Here is a 17,347-nt window from a genome sequence, read left to right as displayed (position 1 = left end):
GCGGCGGTCGAAGATACCAGGTGGCTGCGACTGTTTATTAAAAACACAGCACTGTGCTAACACGTAAGTGGACGTATACGGTGTGACGCCTGCCCGGTGCCGGAAGGTTAATTGATGCTGTTATCGCAAGAGAAGCGGTTGATCGAAGCCCCGGTAAACGGCGGCCGTAACTATAACGGTCCTAAGGTAGCGAAATTCCTTGTCGGGTAAGTTCCGACCTGCACGAATGGCGTAACGATGGCCACGCTGTCTCCACCCAAGACTCAGTGAAATTGAAATCGCTGTTAAGATGCAGTGTATCCGCGGCTAGACGGAAAGACCCCGTGAACCTTTACTACAGCTTCACAGTGGATCTTGATGTTGCTTGTGTAGGATAGGTGGGAGGCTTGGAAGTGTGAACGCCAGTTTGCATGGAGCCAACCTTGAAATACCACCCTGGCAATATTGAGGTTCTAACCCAGGTCCTTTATCAGGATCGGGGACATTGTGTGGTGGGTAGTTTGACTGGGGCGGTCTCCTCCCAAAGAGTAACGGAGGAGCACGAAGGTTGGCTAAGCACGGTCGGACATCGTGCGGTTAGTGTAATGGTACAAGCCAGCTTGACTGCGAGAGGTACATCTCGAGCAGGTACGAAAGTAGGTCATAGTGATCCGGTGGTTCTGAATGGAAGGGCCATCGCTCAACGGATAAAAGGTACTCCGGGGATAACAGGCTGATACCGCCCAAGAGTTCACATCGACGGCGGTGTTTGGCACCTCGATGTCGGCTCATCACATCCTGGGGCTGAAGCCGGTCCCAAGGGTATGGCTGTTCGCCATTTAAAGTGGTACGCGAGCTGGGTTTAGAACGTCGTGAGACAGTTCGGTCCCTATCTGCCGTGGACGTTGGAAGTTTGAGGAGAGCTGCTCCTAGTACGAGAGGACCGGAGTGGACGAACCACTGGTGTTCGGGTTGTGTCGCCAGACGCATTGCCCGGTAGCTAAGTTCGGACGGGATAACCGCTGAAAGCATCTAAGCGGGAAGCCCCCTTCAAGATGAGACTTCCCTGGCCGCAAGGCCCATAAGAGACGTTGAAGACGACGACGTTGATAGGCGGGATGTGTAAGCGTTGTGAGGCGTTGAGCTAACCCGTACTAATGACTCGAGAGGCTTGACCATATAACGCCAAAGCGATTTAGCAGCCGAAAGCTTGAAGCTTGAAGCTTGAAGCCGTACACAGTGAACGAGAGTGTTGAGCAAGAATAAACAACACAGCTTAAAAAGAGATTTGGATTCCAGAGCCTTCTGCTTGCGACAAACAGCTTCAAGCCTCCAGCTTCAAGCTTCCAGCTCAAAAGCAGGGTTCGACCAGTTTTGCCTGGTGACCATAGAGTGTTGGAACCACCCGATCCCATCCCGAACTCGGAAGTGAAACGACACATCGCCGATGGTAGTGTGGGGCTTCCCCATGTGAGAGTAGGTCATCGCCAGGCATTGAATAAAGCAGAACCCCAGTTGAGAGATTGACTGGGGTTTTTGTTATTACTACTCATCGCACCCGGTCTCCCTGACCTTTCCCCGTCGCAGTCATCAAAATATATTTAAAATAATCCCGAAGAGTTAAGGATCGGATCATCTGGCTGTCTGTCCTGGCAAGCAGTTCAGGGGTAGACATATCAATCTGTCTGACTTGTGCAAGTCCGGTAAGGCCAGGCAATACATTATACACCCCGAGTTGTTCACGAGCTTCAATCAACTTTGTCTGATTAAAAAGATTAGGCCGTGGGCCTACCAGACTCATATCGCCAACCAGCACATTCCACAGCTGTGGCAGTTCATCCAGCTTGGTTTTACGTAAGAAATGACCTAGCGGCGTAATGGATGAGGAAGGGACAAGATGACTGGCAACAGAGAAAGTCTCCACTTGCATGGTACGGAACTTCACAAGCACAAATGGCTTTTTATAACGTCCAACCCGTTCTTGACTGAACAGAGGTGAGCCGGTATCGAAAAGGCCCATAATATAAATCACCAGAAGTAAAGGCGAGCTGAGAATAAGACCGAGTAAAGCCAGCAGGCAATCGAGGAAACGATACACTTCATTTTTTACCTGGAAAATAAGCCAAAACGGTAGCCCGAATACCCTGTTCGACAGGATAGGGCGGTTGCCAGCCTAAAAGGTGGATTGCCTTTGCAGGATCGACCCTGTAAATCACCAATCAGCTTGTCTGCATTTAAATCTGTAGACGATATGAGCTATTGTCTCGCAATATAATGTTTATTTTCTCATTCAGGATCGAATCATGAGTAAGGACGATTATTTAGATTATGGCCAACTTTCCAAGCTTGGTGAGGGTCACTGATAATAGAGAGTTGTGAAATCAAGTCGTGAGCATTCATGCTGAGGCCTTATCCTGATGTGTAGATATAAGACCATAGACGCATTAAAAAGAAAGCAAATATATGCTACAGGCCAATAATTGAAGTGGCTTTCATGATTTTTCCATGGATGGGTAATAAACACCGTTTACCTATCACTGACAAAATTCACCCGGCTTTATGTGCGGCCATGGCTTATTTCTCGGATCATATAGCTATCACTTTGCCATTGGTTCGTCTTGGGCTTTAAATATTCTGCTATTGCCCGACTAACTCGCCAGACGATAGCTTCATTCAATTCATCTGGTATGCGGCTACGGATATCTTAGGCCTACCTAAAAGCAGGTTGGCACTGTCATTAGTAAATATCTATTGATAGCATACGTGCTATCACTGAATTCATGAAAACCATTGTACTTGATACCAGCTGCTGTTTCGGCGCTTCTCGGTATTGGCGGCGCAAGCCGGGAAATTCTCAGGTTGTGTCTGAATCGCCAGTTGAACCCTCTGATGGGCAATGCACTTTATACCGAGTATGAGTCGCTGTTAAACAGGCTAGCGCTCTGGAATAAAAGCCGTACTGCTGAGTCGGAACGTGAACAGGTGCTCAACACGCTGCTAAGTATTACCCAGTGGGTTGAGATCTATTATCTCTGGCGGCCAAAATTACCAGACGAAGCTGATAATCACCTGGTAAAGCTGGCGATGGCTGGCGGTGCCAGCCCTGTCATCACCAAGAACATTAAAGATGTTGGTCGCGGAGAACTGAGGTTTGACCACCTAACCATTTGTAATCCAGAAGACTTTATTAGGGAGATCAGGCAATGAACGTACTTACCATTCGACTAACCGAAGAAATACATGAACGCTTGAAGCAATTGGCCAAGTCCAGAAATATCAGTCTGAACAAATTGATGGATGAATTATCGACCATCGCCTTGGCAGAGTTTGATACCTATAACCGTTACCTGGTCAGAGCAGAATCAGGTAATCCAAAGGAAGCTCTGAAGATTCTGGACAGGCTGGACAGTGAGTCACGGTAAAATCATGAAAGTACGTGCCTGGCCAGGACTGCAGCCGGATAGCATGTGCTCATATCAGCTTTCCTTTGCTTTCCCTTCAGGCCTGCTTTGAACGTTTTCGAACTGTTTAGCAAAGTGACTGCAATCTGTCTAAAGTCTGCCAAAATTTCTGCTCCGGCATTACTTCGAATTCGACACTCATCTTCTCTCATCGCACCATCAAGCTTCCTTTTTCACTTTTCTTAAAACATACCCTCGTTTTCCAGGTGTCAATAGCTTCCCCTCACTACAGAACTAAGCTATCGTTGATGAACCATTGATACAGGGAGCATGGATATGTTTCAGACATACAAAGCCACTGTAGACAGTAAGGGCAACCTCAAACTGCCAGATAATCTGGTATTGCCTTCAGGGTCTAACGTATTGATAACCATACTTGAGGAGTCACCCGGCCAGCGGGTTAATGATGAAGTGCTGTTAAGTGAACCGTCACTCGCAGCAGACTGGAATAAGCCAGATGAGGATGAAGCATGGGAATGCCTTCAGCAGGAACAATAGTCACTATCAATTTCCCGTTCTCCGACTTGTCGTCAACTAAACGCCGCCCGGCTCTTACACTTGCCAGCGTCGGAAAAGGTGATGTTATTCTCTGTCAGATCACCAGTAAACCATACTCTGATCCGACAGCAATTGTTATCACTCCGAACGATTTCAACCAGGGAATCCTTGACCGTGAGAGCTTTGCGCGCCCGGGAAAGTTATTCACGGCACACCAAAGCATTATCTGCCAAGAAATCGCGACCATAAAAGCAGAGAAATTCAATGCAATTATTCATCGTTTACATCAAATTATTTCACGAAAAGTGCAATAACCCTTGAACTGAAAGTATCTGCCCACGGAAAAATCATGAAAGTGCTTGCCCAGCAAGGACTTCAGCCAGATAGCGTATACTCAATAGCTACTTTCTTTTGTTTTCTCTTCAGACCTGCTTTGTAGGTTTTCGTGTTGTTCAGTAGATTGACTGCAATATGTCTAAAGCCTGCTAGAATTTCTTCTCCGACATTTCTTCGGATGCGACACTCGTCTTCTTTCATCGCAACATCGAGTTTCCAGTGAAGATTATTCTCAGTCTTCTGCGCCGACAATGACAGCACAGACGGTCAGAAAAAGGACGTCTGTTAGCTTTTGGTCAACTTTCCAAGCTTGGTGAGGGTCACTGATAATAGAGAGTTGTGAAATCAAGTCGTGAGCATTCATGCTGAGGCCTTATCCTGATGTGTAGATATAAGACCATAGACGTATTAAAAAGAAAACAAATGTAAGCTACAGGTCAATGATTTCAGCAGTTTTCATGATTTTTCCATGGCATTGAGCCCAATGGCTTCGGGTGCTTGTATGACTTTTTCCTAAGATAAGCTTATTAATTATTACCGGGAGTTATCCCTCTGTTTCAGGCTGGGAAAATAGCTTGAGAACTTACCATTATCCCGCGTTATTAGTTGAAAATTTGAGATCAACGCATGGGCTCCAATAAAGAAGTCAGGCAATGGTGATGTTTTTTTGGGTGATGTTTTTTTGGGTGATATTTTTTTGGGTGATGTTTTTTTGGGTGATGTTTTTTTGCCTTTGTTCTTTCTATATTGAAGATAAATTTTACCTGCCAAGAACAATGCTTCTCGAGGGATTTCCAAAACTTTGATACCCATTTCAGTCAATGTTTCATCGACTTCTTCTATTGTTTTAAAACCAATGGATATCTCTGTAGGGAAAAATCATGAAACCCCACACCCAGCAAGGACTTCAGACAGGTATTGTGTGTTCATGGCTGCCTTTTTCTGTTTACGCTTTAAGCCTGCTTTAAAGGTTTTGGTATTGTTCAACATATTCACTGCCATATGCCGAAAACCTGTGAGCATTTCAGCGGCATTGCCCCTTCTGATTCGACAATCATCTTCTCGCATTGCAACATCCATTTTCCAATGGAGTTTATTTTCGATCGCCCAATGCTCTCTTGCAGCATGTGAAAATTCTTCTGCTGTTAACTTCGCAGAGGAGATATAATAACGGACATTGATATCATCAGCATTGAACACTTTATCTTCCATTCTGGCAGAGAAAATAATCCCGAGTGTTTTCATTCCTTTCCAATCAAAAGAAAAATTAACGAACTCATCAAAGGTATCACTCACTATGTGAAGGCGTGTTTCCATTCTACCATGGCTTTTTTCTTCGACTCTGAAAGTATCACCATTCCATTGATTCACTTTTTCAACAGAAAAATGTTTCTCAAATGCTTCATAAAGCTTACCCTGGTTGCCTTTTACCGCTAACAAATAATCAGCGCCTTTATCAACGACTTTCTTGGCAATATCCCTCTGACACCCCATGGCGTCTATAGTTATGAGGCAGCCACGGATTTCCAGGAGATCAAGCAATTCAGGTATGGCGGTAATCTCGTTACTTTTATCATTAATTTTAATTTGACCAAGAACCAATTCGTTTGCAGTCGCAAATGCACTCACCATGTGAATTGCACCTTTGTCCTTGCCTTTATCGTAAGAGCCTCTTGCTGTTTTTCCATCAATTGCAATGATCTCACCATTGGTTGTCTGGTGACAGGCTTGCATCCACTCAATAAAGCATTTCTGGAATTGCTTTGGGTTAATAGCAGCAACTACTCTGGAAATTGTATGATGGGAAGGAATACCGTATTCAAATTCACCATACTTTTTTAACCATTGCAGTCTTTCATTGCCGAAGTCTTCAATTTCTTCCCAACCTTCACAACCAGCAATGACAGCACAGATGGTTAAGAGCAGAATATCAGTAAGTTTATGATCTACTTTCCATTGCTGACGTGCGTCATAAATGACAGATAGCCTATTCATTAAATCAAATGCATTCATTTTCAGAACATCCAAATCTTTTTTGTATAAGACAATGGATGTGTATTTTACTCTATAGGTAGATATCCTTATAGTCATTGAGCCCAGTGGTTTCCTGGGCTTTCATGATTTTTCCCTAGATATCTCTGTGTATACTATTGAGTTCATGAACAAGCTATTACTTTAACTGTATTGCTCGAGAATTTTCTCTGACCAATCAGCCCCATTTTTATCGTTAGTCAACAAGTCGAGAAGAACACAGGAATCGACCAGAATGCCATTCACGGCTCGCCTCTCGTAAGTCCCATAATTTCTTCAGTGCTCATTTGGGCTGATGCGATTCCCCTGAACCGGGCAAATTTTTTCTTTGTTTTTGGTTGATCTCTTTTTTCCAGATAGAATCTGCCATTTTCCTCAATAAATTCTATTTCACTACCCGGCAAAATCCCGAGTGCCTCTCTTACTTCCCGAGGGATGGTAACTTGTCCTTTTGTAGATGCTCTCATGGTTTTCTATCTCCACCTTAAGGTAGTAGTAATATAGTCTTACCTTAAGGTGTGTAAAACAGGAAAACCAGGTTCAGTCCAACAACCTGAGATCAGGGAATTCTCACAAAGTAATTTTCACATTTCTGAATATCAAAACCACGGCAAAATCATGAAAGTGCCTGCCCAGCAAGGACTTCAGCCAGACAGCGTGTACTCATAGCGGCTTTCTTTCGTTTTCTCTTCAGACCCGCTTTGAAGGTTTTCGTGTTGTTCAGCAGATTGACTGCAATATATCTAAAGCCTGCTAAAATCTCTGCTCCGTCATTTCTTCGGTTGCGACTTTCATCTTCTCTCATCGCAACATCGAGTTACCAGAATGGATGTTCAAGTGATGCCAGAATATGCACTTATGGCCAACTCTCCTTGCTTGGTGAGGGTCACTAATAATAGAGAGTTGTGAAATCAAGTCGTTAGCATTCATACTGAGGCCTTATCCTGTTGTGCAGGTATAAGACCATAGACGTATTAAAAAGAAAACAAATATAAGTTACAGGTCAAAAATTAGAGGCGGTTTCATGATTTTACCCTGGGCCTTTTCCTGATGTGCAGATATGAGACCATAGACGTATTACAAAGGAAATAAATATAAGCTACAGGTCAATAATTTCAGGGGTATTCATGATTTTTTCCTGGGGTATGTAACCGGATTTTTCGCAGTATGTAACAGAGGTTTTAGGTTGCTGAGTCAAGATTCAGAACCCTCACTCGTCAGTGACCTCTGTAGTCTGGCATCGTTTGAAGTAAAGAATTTGTAAAAAAGGCACTTTTGCTGGAGTACTTGGTTAACCCATCAAAATTTTCTGGAACCTAGTAGTAACTTGATGAACATGGTCAAGCTTTCGAAGCGTGTCTTCCATATCTGATAGCGGTGTGCTGTTCTATCAATGAATTTTACAATTCGTGTTGATTTTATCATAAGCGGAGCGTAGCGGATATGCTTCTCTAGTAAATCCAAATATGCTGCCGGATATCCAGACAGTGAGAACTCGTGAGAAATAGACGGCTCTTCCGGTTCAACGGTTAGAACCAAACCCGGCCAGCTTTGGATAATTAGTGACACCTTAGCTTGTTTAGTTGAAACTATGAAACTGATTGGCAAGTTTGTTGCGCAGTACCATAACTTGCCAATAGCTTTCTCTATGTCACCTTCATAAGCTACTGTATCAATGATTGCGGATGTTGTTACCGGAAGAAGCTTAGCAATTAGCCTAATGTCTGCATCATTATTAATTAGAAATATGCTTGCACAAACTTTTTTTTTGCAGCCTGACTTCAGATAACTAGCAGCGCCGTTAAATTGCTCAAACAGCGAATTTGGCAGCATTTTCATTGCTAGGTGAAAATATTCATAACGTTGGTCGGTTTTACTTTGTTTATTTGGAAATTGGACCAAATTGAAGACAGTAACTTGCTTTGGCGAAAATAACCATTCAGGTGATTCATTTTTTTGTAATAATCGTTGGAACAAACATAAACGCCAGCTTTGAACGAATTTTTTAAAACTGTAGTTGGACAATACATCATTAGTGGCATTTTTAATAATACGGCTTCGCAAATCGTCATTGAGCACCAAACGCTCGATAGCCGTTGCCCACTCATTTGGTGTACTACCGACCAGCAGACCGGAATGCTCATGTATTACAGAGTCCGAATAGGGTAAAATATTGCTATAAGCGCCAGCAATTCCACATCCAGCAAACTCACGATATTTATTATTTGTTTTAGAGTGAAAAAACGGGTTATCAATACCGGGAGCTAGACCAATATCGAAACCTGCCTGATAAAACGATCGAATAAAACGGTCGTAGCGTCTTGTGATACTGTGGAGTACGACCCCTTTAACCCCGCGGAGTTCCTCCGGTAATGACTTGCGCCAAAGGTGTACCTCAATTCTTTCAGAAAACCTTGCAAGTATTAACTGTAACGCCGTGAAAATTAGCTTTTCTAATTTCTGGTCATCAATCCGTCCTGTTGGGTAGGCGATTCTCACAATGCCGTCAGATGGTCGTCTAGATAATCCGTCAAACATCGATTCATCAAAGTAACCTCGAATGAGTTGTGGATGTGCACCATGAGCAGTGGCCCGTTGAAACATGCGCTTGGAGTAAACACGCGTCACGTCACTGAGTTCAAAAAAACGCTTTAGAACGTGGAGCCGAAAAAAAGAACGGTGGTAGATGCCTATTTCAGTAGTCAGTGGGATTTCCTCAAAGTTATCGTCTATCTCATAGACAACTTTCTTACCCATTTTCTTTAATTCATAAAGTACAGAAAGATCCTCACATTCACAGTTTCGACAAAAAACAGCTACATCGCACCACTTAATATCATAAGAGATAAAAAGGGATAATTTATGAAGTCGAACACGTAACTTGATTTCACCCTGTTGTTCAAGTTTTGCAAGAGGTTTAAGTATTCCAATGATTGTGCTTGGAATAAATCCAGGAAGGATTGCTAATACATTCACCGTTCAGCAATTCCCAATCGGTTATCTGTTTGATTGGTTGTCTATTAGGCGTCGAAGGGCTTGAATAACATAGTCAAGCTCGTGGACTAAGAAATTGACAGGAGTTAAGACAAATCCAGTGCTGTACAGTCCTCCCCCTGCAACTCTCTGGCTTGTACAGAGCTGTCGACCTCGTTCAATTTCTGGCTCAAAAGTAAATCCCAGATCGTTCAGATAAGTCAGCTGCTTTGATAGAAATGACAGCTGTCGTTCAACAAAGATATGGGAGTCACTGGGTGACGAAACAGGGCCAGCACTTGGTCTGATAGGGCATAGCTTTATTGCTTGTAGTGAATTACTGATCTTTACTGCCACATTTAATTTCGATGAACATGCTGCTTTAACCGGCTCACTCTGCTCCGAATAGAGGGGTAAGTAAAATTTATCGATTCGCAGCGTTATGAACTCAATGCCTATTTCGTTATTGGAAGAATAACGAAGACCCCAGTGCTGACAGCTGGGCGACTGGTATTCGTCCTTCGAAATAGCCTCGCGCTCAGTCTCCGAAGAGAAAAATCTGAATGTGTGTTCATTAAAACAAATGTTGTTATTATGAAGAAGGTTGGCAAAATTAGCTGTACTTGGGTAGTAAGGTACAACTATTTTGAATTGCGACCCAGCCCGAAGAACACGGTAACTCTCCCTCATCACGTGAACAAAACCATCCAGAATCAAGTGTTCCAGGGTATGTGAGGAGAAGATAAAGTCGACACTATTGTCGTCGTATGGCAGACGTCCATGGTTGAGATCAAGAACAACATCAGCGTTGCACATTTGCGAAAAGTCAATTCCAACAGCGCCCGCTATCTTTTTTCTACCACAACCAATATCAAGAATAAGCATTTACGCATTCATCCTTTTTCCCCGTTTCACGCCCTATAATTGGTGCCCGTAGCTCGTAATCTTTGATAATCTCTTCACACTGCCCATCTGCAATAATTCTACCGTTATGTAACCAAATCACACGGTTACAGAAAGTACGAATGAGATCCATTGAATGCGAACTCAAAACGGTTGTCCGTTCACCTGACAACAGTTCTTCAATGCGTTGTTTCGCCTTCTCAGCGAACTGAGCATCACCTGCACCGACCACCTCATCTGCGATAAGCATTTCAGGATTGATCGCGGTAGAAGTTGCAAATGCAAGGCGCATAAACATACCTGCCGAATATGTTCTGGCTGGCATGTGTATGAATTCACCAAGCTCTGAGAATTCGGCAATTTCACTAATCTTGCGATCAATCTCTTTTGGTGACTCACCTAAAAACATCAAACGTATGCGTATGTTTTCGATGCCGGTATGGTGCAATTCTAATCCCGTTGCGAAATCAAGTAGCGGTGAAACTCGACCGACAATTTTGACTGCTCCATGGCTGGGCTGAAATATGCCAGACATAACGCGTAACATGGTGCTCTTGCCGGCCCCATTAAGTCCGATCAATCCCACTCGTTCACCTCTGCAAATTCTTAGTGAAACGTTATCAAGTGCCCTGTAGTAAGACTTTGATTGTTTTTGGTTCTTTCTAAAAACATTAAGTAAGGCACTTTTCAGACTGGCGCCATCTTCAAGGTCAAGAGGGTAATCAATGGTAACATTTTTTAGTTCGATCATGGCCAAAACGCCACGAAACGCCTCATACGCGAGCTAAGCCTGCTTTGCATAGAGCTACGTTCCAAAGGGTACAAACCCTTATGTTGTTGTACATTCTTGTAAATACGAATGAATGGATATTCAATCAGTAGTGACACAAAGTATGCAAATAATAGTGCACAAAAAACTACTGCATAATTTGATGGTGCATAGCTACCATAGATTAGTGGTTTAGTGGTTTAGTGGATTAGTGAACATCAGACTTTGTTTGTAAATTGCTAGTACAAATAAATGACCGAGGTACATTGGCAATGATTATCTGCCGACAAAAACTATAAACTTTGACTTTAGGTCAAAGTGACAACAGGCAATTACTAATGAGGCAAATGCAATCGATAGCAGGCTTGGAAAATAGATAGTTTCCCAAGTCATCAGCTGAGGTGCCGATCATAATTTCTGATTTGAGTAAAGATAGAATACCATCCATGATAATATGCCCATACTCAGTATGAGCATGAATTCTGAATTGGGTTTAAATTTCCGTATAATAACTGCGGCAAGTAAATCTGCCGCTAACTGATCAAAACGAGAATGAAATTGAATATAGTTAGCAAAGTACCAGTTCGGATTGTTTGCTTGAAATTGAGATGTCGTCCATGTACGAACAAAAAATGCCATAACCATAGCCAAGAGTGTGAATGTTATAATCGTTTGCCACCGGCCAATTCTCCAGAAACCTAAGAGCAATAATGGTACTATAAAGTAAAAATGCTCCTCAATAACTAAAGGCCATGACCCTTCTGGGACGAATCGATGATCTATAGTGAACCCATAGTCAAAGAGGTAATAGGGTAGTGTAGTTTGTGTGAGGGTTAATACAGAAAAAAGGCACCTTATACCAAGAACAGTATCTTAAAACATATACCCAAATCCAACTTTAAAACCAATTTTTAAAAGAATAAAAAACAAGTAAGTTAGGTAAATTCTCAAAAAACGGTTTTTATAAAAACTTGAAAATGAGAAATTGTTTTTATTGAGCTGTTCAATAATGATCCCACCTATTGAAAATCCAGAAACTGTAAAAAATAAGTCAACACTGAGAAAACCAAACTTAAAGCCAAATAAACCAAAATGATAGAGAGTTACAGATATAACTGCGATACACCGTAATAAGTCAAAGCCTGGGTACTTACCTGATGCAGTGGTAAATTAATAGTGTTCAACCACGTAGACTTTTATTTCTTTCAATTTTCCTCCACGAGTTTAGAGTTAACTGCATATTCTGGCTCATCGTGAAGACCGTTTCTGAAATCAGCCAAAAATGTCTACTATCAGCCAGAAACCATTTTAACGCCTACCAGCATTCGCGGTCACACTTTATCTGAATGCGCAAGTCGGTTATCAATCAAGAATTTTTAGCTTGATTATGACCAAAAAGCTACGAAACGGCTCCAACGCGAACCGAGCCGGAAACGGAGGAAAACCAACACCAGAGCAAAAAGGGTAGCCAAAAAGTAGTGGGACGAAGAAGCGAACTCACCGTTAAGAATCGGAAATCTGACAATCTCTATCAGAGAAGCGAATGGATTGCCATAAATGGCAATTGCAATTCCTTTGTTGATCAGCACTTCTGATGGGTAAATAACTGGAGTAACAACGAACAGTAGGCTCAAAATTCCAGTCAAACCATGCTGAAGATCACGGTAACGAAGGCCCAGGTAGGCCAGCGATCCAATAGCGCCATAGGCGTAAATGATCAGAATTAAAACACCTGGTACCGCAAAAAATAGCCCGAACATAGTTAGCTTGCCAAAATATAGCAGTATGCCCATTGCTGTCATCAAGCCGATAACCATGAAGATAAGTTGAGTAAGTAATGTCCGAAAAATAAAAATTGACTGCGGTAGGGGTAGTTGCTTAAGATAGCCGTGCGCGACGACAAACGACGAACAACCCTCCGTCAATGATGCGGCAATAAATCCCCAGATCGAAAAGCCGAGCGTCAAAAAGGGAATAAAGTCTTCTGGCTTGAGGTGAAAGACTGCAGCCCATATAATGCCCGCCCCAATGGAAAAAGCCAATTGCTGCAACACTGGCCAACCTATACCCAGTTTTGAGCGTCGAAATCTACTTTTTAAGTCAGAGATGGAAAGATAAATCCAAATATTTTGATAGGTATAAAATTCTTTCCATTCCGATTTTATAATGTAAAAAAACATATTAATTTTACCAATCTTTCTAGACGTAGCAATTGATTTACTTTGAAGTACGGTGACACCATCCTTATTCATCAGAAAATGTAACTGTTTAACTATTGATTGCAAATTAAGTCAACTGTTTACCTCAAATGCCTAGTAATGTTACGCCACGGCTCCACGGCTGAATAAGCTTGATGAAATTATCAGTCTTTTATTTGAGGTATGGATACAAAGAGATTCCTGTAAATTGAAGTTTGCAGAGTAATTATTTTTCAATTGAGCTTGCACCGCGTTACGGGCTATTAAATTGAAGCTTGCAAGCCAGGTAGCTTTTTGAATGTTTCTATATTTCTTAATAAAAGTGTCATTCTTTCACGGCATAAATCTATGCTCGAACGTAACATGATCATTTTTTCTGGATTTTTGCCTTTATCATACTCTGCAAATTTATTGAACTCCTTTTCCAAGGATGCATAAATATCATCGAATTTTTCAAGAAAGTCATATAAATAAAAGAACTGATGGTGCATGTACGCTCTATGGTTAGCAAATGTGCCAAACTGATTTATTGCGAGATCAGAAAAATCCAAGAAAGCGCGAACCTTCGTAAAAACATAATCCATATCACGTAAAAATTCATAATTTGGAAGCTGAACCAAATGATTCATATAATCAAAGCTATGGACCTCGCAATTAGGCACTCTCTTTTTAAGAAATACTCGGTAAGAGTCAACGGTGTTATACAAGTTGAGGTCAACATACCTTTTCGCCTCGCCTTCGAGCAGACAGTATGATTTTGTATTGAAACTCTTGATTGCAAGTATATCAAAGTCAAAGCTCTCTTGTGTATAGCCCATCAACATTCCAAACGGATGACCGTCATAGTCAGGCCACATCTCAGTCTTATCAATCAATTGACTTGAATCCGCTCTAGAGATAGATCTAAAGAAAAATGCATTCATCCTTAAATCATAATGTTCGAAGAAGCCTTTCCACCACGAATTCGAATCTGTGTTGGGTACGACTATAGATGCCACCCCTTCATCATTCAGTATTCGATATATCTCCCTAAAGAAATTCCGACTACCTGAGTAATCGAGGTGCTCAATGAGATGAGAGCAGTTTATGCGGCTTACAGAGCTATCCTCAACATTAATTCGGCCAGTATTGATATCCACGACAAAATCGCCGGAATTTATGTCAACTGTTTTCCAAGGATATTCATCTAGAAAGCTACCAATTTCAAGAAAATGATTCATTTAACCTTTGTCCTTTATCTTTGAATAAACTCAATCATTGACATATTTTTCAAAAAAACGAATGCAATTTCTTTTCCATGAAATGCAACAGATTTGGTTGGCTCCTGAACTAGTACAGCTCCATTAAATTTGACTCTTTCAATTTGTTCATGGATGTCATTGACAATAAAAGCTTGGTGATAAATTTTTATACCTTTATTTATCCATGGATTTAATACATCTCGACAATCTAAATTCTCTAAAAATTCCAAACAAGGTCCTGGACCTACCCAGAACTCACCACGCACGCCTTGGATTGGATCTACAAATGCCTCACCTTTTCTGCTGTAGCCCACTTTCTCCCAAACTATCGCTTCTTGCTCAACTGATTTACACGCAACGCCAAGGTGATGAAATAACCAGAAACCGTTAGATTGCATATCTAATGCCTCAATATAAATTCTGAATATTTGGCAGCCACTGATCGAAAGTTTTCTTTTACTTGTTGCCATTTTTTTAATGTCATTTCATGACGTGTAACATTCCTCGCTCTACCATGCACAACAAAACGTTTCGGAACATCTGAAACACGATCACAACCACACTTCTCATGAAATAAGACAACACTTGTATTTTCTCGAATAGTTTGACTGTAAAGCAGATTCAACCTCAGTGAATCAAAGCCAAATTGATAGATCAAGTACGCTGACTCGTAGGCTGCCAATGATCTCGGACGAACTATCCAGCGACCCCACTCACCGTATTTCTTTTTGCAATCAATATTGTAGAGTCCGATAAATCCCTCCGGGGGATGTGTGGAAGTATTTAACTTCTCAATGGCAAAGTAGTAGTCGTGAGGAGTACTCTTCTGACGCTCAATCCACGATCGCTGCTTTGCTTCATCATTGCAGAGTGCCGGTATGAATTTTGTCAAACTTGGATCTGTACGTAAATTCAAAATTTCTTTTGCGTCATTTTCAGTAACGCAGCGCAACCGCAGGCCAAAGCCTGTGATTGTTTCAGTTTGTGCCATTGCATTCAATGACCTCACTTATGACAGCTGACTTCGATATGAGCTTGTCTATCTGTTCTGCAGAAAAATGAAGATTAAATGTATTCTCAAGGGTCAACACAAGCTCTAAATGCATTAGTGAGTCCCACTTTGGATCTAATTCTCGGATAATGTCTTCTTGTATCAATACATTTTTTTTCATTAAGAGAGTAAATATCTCTGCTACTTGTTGTTCAATTTCACTTTTTTTCATGATGATTTATTTAAAAAGAAGTCTGGCTATAAATGTTTATAGGTAGTTTGCTAAAGGTGTTGATTTTATCATTAAAATCAGCGATAGACTGGTCTACTGAATTAATTGGTTCTTCTACCTTACCACCACTCACGCTGATTATATTTTCCTCTAATGAGAGATATTTTTTTAACCATGTAAGTGCTGGCTGGTTACGTGGCCCGATTCGGTAACTAAATCGCAGCGTATTGATCGTATCATCGCTATTATCTATGATTGCTGCGAGTGCTTGAGTGATTAAAAAATCTTCTATTCCTCGACCCAAAGCACGGCAACTGATACACAATTCTTCAACTTCCAGAACTTCACTGTATATACGACCATAAACCGCACCAACATTGCCACTATTTGACAACCTATCCTTTAGTGAAAACGAGACAACTTGGTGGTCGGGTAAATCGAGATACCGTTGTACATCAACTTGCTTAAGTCGTCGCAAGGCTAGATTAAACTGGTTGGTTTTATGTGGCACTTCGCAAAGTCTGGAAAACTCCTCCTGAGCACCAATATTTAATCCGATTGCAGTTTGCATCTTCGAAAGATAATCATTCATGGATACACCTGCTTTATTTACCAAACGCTTCTGGCGTGCAATTATGTCATTTGAGCGCTTTTGATCTGTTGCTGTCAATGAGAGGGCAAGAAGCCCTGGATACCTGCGCAACTGGTTTGCGGTGAGTGCAGGATCATCGCCACAATGAAGAAAATCAATTGAAGGATATGTTGTGGCGACAGCTACAATTTCAGCCATATTATCATCAAGTAAGAGAAAATCGTTCGGAGAAATATTAAATTCATTAGCTAGGCTGTTTATATTCACATCTTTTCGATTCCAGTTTGCACGTATTCCGCTGAGATGTTTTCTTCTTAAGGGGAAATCAAACCTCTGATTGAACAGGCGGTAAACATCTTCTTCCACATTTTTCGAGGTAATAGCCAACAGTATACCCTGCGCTCCTAAATTAACCAGTACCTCTTGTAGTAACTTATGCCCATCAGAAAGGCTAACACCCTCTATGCTGTCTTCGCCCAAAACACCGGCATAGATTGTGTTATCCAAATCAATTGCAATTGCCTTGATGCGTGGTCGAAAAATAGCGGGCAAATAGATCAAACCGAGATCAGCAGCTAACCTAGGAATAACAACTGAGCTAATGCGGGTGCCAAAAGTATCTGAACGCTGATTGTCAAAAAAGCACTCATCAATAGATCTTGCAACTTCAAATAAGGAAAAAAAATAGACACCAACTATTTCTTTGACTGCTCTCTTTAAAGAAATATTAAAATTTACCCGTACAGCATCCGGTGAGTCGATGATTAGAATTGGTGCCATAGATAAATTACGCAAGTATGTTATGCGCTCAGCAATGAAATCAGTAAGTTCGCTATCTGTTAATAAGTAGCGATCATAATCAATCCAAATTAACTCTAAATCGACATCCACTTTCTTAATGTCCTGGTAAGACAAGCTATCATCATAGCTACCTATACTGAGGATGTATTCATAACCGGAAAAATTTCCAAATATAGTCAATAGTGAAGCGATTGATTCGAAATTTTGGTTTCGATGTACTCTGATCTTCTTGCTGCCAAAGCGGTTTCTTTTATGTTGTGATTTATGTAATTCTATTAGATTGATTTTTTTACTAAGAAAAATGCTTTGTACTTCAATTTGTTTCAATATATCTTCCATAGA

At 41.4% G+C, this 17,347-nt stretch carries 16 protein-coding genes, 2 rRNA genes and 1 pseudogene (1 of these 19 only partly in view); 6 read left to right on the top strand and 13 right to left on the bottom strand.

The window, feature by feature from the left end:
• A 23S ribosomal RNA gene (locus tag P6910_RS17535) occupies positions 1-1,158 on the top strand (it extends 1,731 nt beyond the left edge of the window).
• 198 nt (positions 1,159-1,356) lie between these two features.
• Positions 1,357-1,472 (top strand): 5S ribosomal RNA (gene rrf, locus P6910_RS17530).
• A gap of 56 nt (positions 1,473-1,528) precedes the next feature.
• On the opposite strand, the gene P6910_RS17525 is transcribed toward rrf, so the two are convergent.
• Positions 1,529-2,077: a sugar transferase gene (locus tag P6910_RS17525; RefSeq protein WP_317142565.1), complete on the bottom strand. Its 549-nt coding sequence runs from the start codon at positions 2,075-2,077 to the stop codon at positions 1,529-1,531.
• Positions 2,078-2,769: 692 nt separating this feature from the next.
• Between P6910_RS17525 and P6910_RS17520 the strand changes: the two genes are divergently transcribed.
• The 4 genes from P6910_RS17520 to P6910_RS17505 all read left to right on the top strand — a co-directional run bounded on the left by P6910_RS17520 (position 2,770) and on the right by P6910_RS17505 (position 4,252).
• On the top strand, positions 2,770-3,186 hold the full coding sequence (locus tag P6910_RS17520) for a PIN domain-containing protein (protein WP_317142564.1): 417 nt from the start codon (positions 2,770-2,772) through the stop codon (positions 3,184-3,186).
• Positions 3,183-3,401, top strand: coding sequence for a toxin-antitoxin system HicB family antitoxin (locus tag P6910_RS17515; protein WP_317142563.1), 219 nt, complete (start codon positions 3,183-3,185; stop codon positions 3,399-3,401). Before P6910_RS17520 ends, P6910_RS17515 begins: the two co-directional genes overlap by 4 nt.
• A gap of 315 nt (positions 3,402-3,716) precedes the next feature.
• Complete coding sequence (locus tag P6910_RS17510) at positions 3,717-3,938, top strand: hypothetical protein (protein WP_317142562.1); 222 nt, start codon at positions 3,717-3,719, stop codon at positions 3,936-3,938.
• Positions 3,917-4,252 (top strand): type II toxin-antitoxin system PemK/MazF family toxin, encoded by a 336-nt coding sequence (locus P6910_RS17505; protein ID WP_317142561.1) that lies wholly within the window; start codon positions 3,917-3,919, stop codon positions 4,250-4,252. Before P6910_RS17510 ends, P6910_RS17505 begins: the two co-directional genes overlap by 22 nt.
• Positions 4,253-4,808: 556 nt before the next feature.
• Here P6910_RS17505 and P6910_RS17500 read toward each other — a convergent pair.
• The 12 genes and pseudogenes from P6910_RS17500 to P6910_RS17450 all read right to left on the bottom strand — a co-directional run bounded on the left by P6910_RS17500 (position 4,809) and on the right by P6910_RS17450 (position 17,332).
• A complete protein-coding gene (locus tag P6910_RS17500; protein WP_317142560.1) occupies positions 4,809-5,087 on the bottom strand; it encodes a hypothetical protein in 279 nt (92 codons plus the stop codon).
• Positions 5,088-5,153: 66 nt separating this feature from the next.
• The gene (locus P6910_RS17495; RefSeq protein WP_317142559.1) at positions 5,154-6,287 is read right to left on the bottom strand and encodes an ISAs1 family transposase; all 1,134 of its coding nucleotides are present in this window, start codon (positions 6,285-6,287) and stop codon (positions 5,154-5,156) included.
• Positions 6,288-6,547: 260 nt separating this feature from the next.
• The gene (locus tag P6910_RS17490; protein WP_317142558.1) at positions 6,548-6,772 is read right to left on the bottom strand and encodes an AbrB/MazE/SpoVT family DNA-binding domain-containing protein; all 225 of its coding nucleotides are present in this window, start codon (positions 6,770-6,772) and stop codon (positions 6,548-6,550) included.
• 832 nt (positions 6,773-7,604) lie between these two features.
• The gene (locus tag P6910_RS17485) at positions 7,605-9,281 is read right to left on the bottom strand and encodes a glycosyltransferase (RefSeq protein WP_317142557.1); all 1,677 of its coding nucleotides are present in this window, start codon (positions 9,279-9,281) and stop codon (positions 7,605-7,607) included.
• A 21-nt stretch (positions 9,282-9,302) separates the two neighbouring features.
• Positions 9,303-10,163 (bottom strand): class I SAM-dependent methyltransferase, encoded by an 861-nt coding sequence (locus tag P6910_RS17480; RefSeq protein ID WP_317142556.1) that lies wholly within the window; start codon positions 10,161-10,163, stop codon positions 9,303-9,305.
• Positions 10,150-10,932, bottom strand: a complete 783-nt coding sequence (locus P6910_RS17475; RefSeq protein WP_317142555.1) for an ABC transporter ATP-binding protein — start codon at positions 10,930-10,932, stop codon at positions 10,150-10,152. Before P6910_RS17475 ends, P6910_RS17480 begins: the two co-directional genes overlap by 14 nt.
• An 891-nt stretch (positions 10,933-11,823) precedes the next feature.
• Positions 11,824-12,084 (bottom strand): annotated as a pseudogene (locus P6910_RS26895) (acyltransferase family protein); the annotation flags it as partial.
• 251 nt (positions 12,085-12,335) lie between these two features.
• Positions 12,336-13,202, bottom strand: coding sequence for an ABC transporter permease (locus tag P6910_RS17470; protein WP_317142554.1), 867 nt, complete (start codon positions 13,200-13,202; stop codon positions 12,336-12,338).
• Between the two features lie 209 nt (positions 13,203-13,411).
• Entirely contained in the window at positions 13,412-14,368 is a 957-nt protein-coding gene (locus tag P6910_RS17465; RefSeq protein WP_317142553.1) for a hypothetical protein, read from the bottom strand.
• A 14-nt stretch (positions 14,369-14,382) separates the two neighbouring features.
• The gene (locus tag P6910_RS17460; RefSeq protein ID WP_317142552.1) at positions 14,383-14,787 is read right to left on the bottom strand and encodes a VOC family protein; all 405 of its coding nucleotides are present in this window, start codon (positions 14,785-14,787) and stop codon (positions 14,383-14,385) included.
• A 2-nt stretch (positions 14,788-14,789) separates the two neighbouring features.
• A complete protein-coding gene (locus P6910_RS17455) occupies positions 14,790-15,380 on the bottom strand; it encodes a GNAT family N-acetyltransferase (protein ID WP_317146567.1) in 591 nt (196 codons plus the stop codon).
• Positions 15,381-15,622: 242 nt separating this feature from the next.
• Positions 15,623-17,332 carry an HAD-IIIC family phosphatase gene (locus P6910_RS17450; protein ID WP_317142551.1) on the bottom strand — a complete coding sequence of 570 codons (1,710 nt, stop codon included), beginning with the start codon at positions 17,330-17,332 and terminating at the stop codon, positions 15,623-15,625.
• Between the last annotated feature and the right edge of the window lie 15 nt (positions 17,333-17,347).

This window comes from Endozoicomonas sp. 8E (assembly GCF_032883915.1).
Taxonomy (GTDB): domain Bacteria; phylum Pseudomonadota; class Gammaproteobacteria; order Pseudomonadales; family Endozoicomonadaceae; genus Endozoicomonas_A.
This window is presented reverse-complemented; position numbering and strand designations above follow the sequence as displayed.

Bases quoted from the DNA above. Each gene is read 5' to 3' on its own strand.
- P6910_RS17465 (WP_317142553.1), bottom strand. From the start codon at position 14,368: ATGAATCATTTTCTTGAAATTGGTAGCTTTCTAGATGAATATCCTTGG.
- P6910_RS17500 (WP_317142560.1), bottom strand. From the start codon at position 5,087: ATGGGTATCAAAGTTTTGGAAATCCCTCGAGAAGCATTGTTCTTGGCA.
- P6910_RS17505 (WP_317142561.1), top strand. From the start codon at position 3,917: ATGCCTTCAGCAGGAACAATAGTCACTATCAATTTCCCGTTCTCCGAC.
- P6910_RS17455 (WP_317146567.1), bottom strand. From the start codon at position 15,380: ATGGCACAAACTGAAACAATCACAGGCTTTGGCCTGCGGTTGCGCTGC.
- P6910_RS17495 (WP_317142559.1), bottom strand. From the start codon at position 6,287: ATGAATGCATTTGATTTAATGAATAGGCTATCTGTCATTTATGACGCA.
- P6910_RS17460 (WP_317142552.1), bottom strand. From the start codon at position 14,787: ATGCAATCTAACGGTTTCTGGTTATTTCATCACCTTGGCGTTGCGTGT.
- P6910_RS17490 (WP_317142558.1), bottom strand. From the start codon at position 6,772: ATGAGAGCATCTACAAAAGGACAAGTTACCATCCCTCGGGAAGTAAGA.
- P6910_RS17475 (WP_317142555.1), bottom strand. From the start codon at position 10,932: ATGATCGAACTAAAAAATGTTACCATTGATTACCCTCTTGACCTTGAA.
- P6910_RS17510 (WP_317142562.1), top strand. From the start codon at position 3,717: ATGTTTCAGACATACAAAGCCACTGTAGACAGTAAGGGCAACCTCAAA.
- P6910_RS17480 (WP_317142556.1), bottom strand. From the start codon at position 10,163: ATGCTTATTCTTGATATTGGTTGTGGTAGAAAAAAGATAGCGGGCGCT.
- P6910_RS17515 (WP_317142563.1), top strand. From the start codon at position 3,183: ATGAACGTACTTACCATTCGACTAACCGAAGAAATACATGAACGCTTG.
- P6910_RS17470 (WP_317142554.1), bottom strand. From the start codon at position 13,202: ATGAATAAGGATGGTGTCACCGTACTTCAAAGTAAATCAATTGCTACG.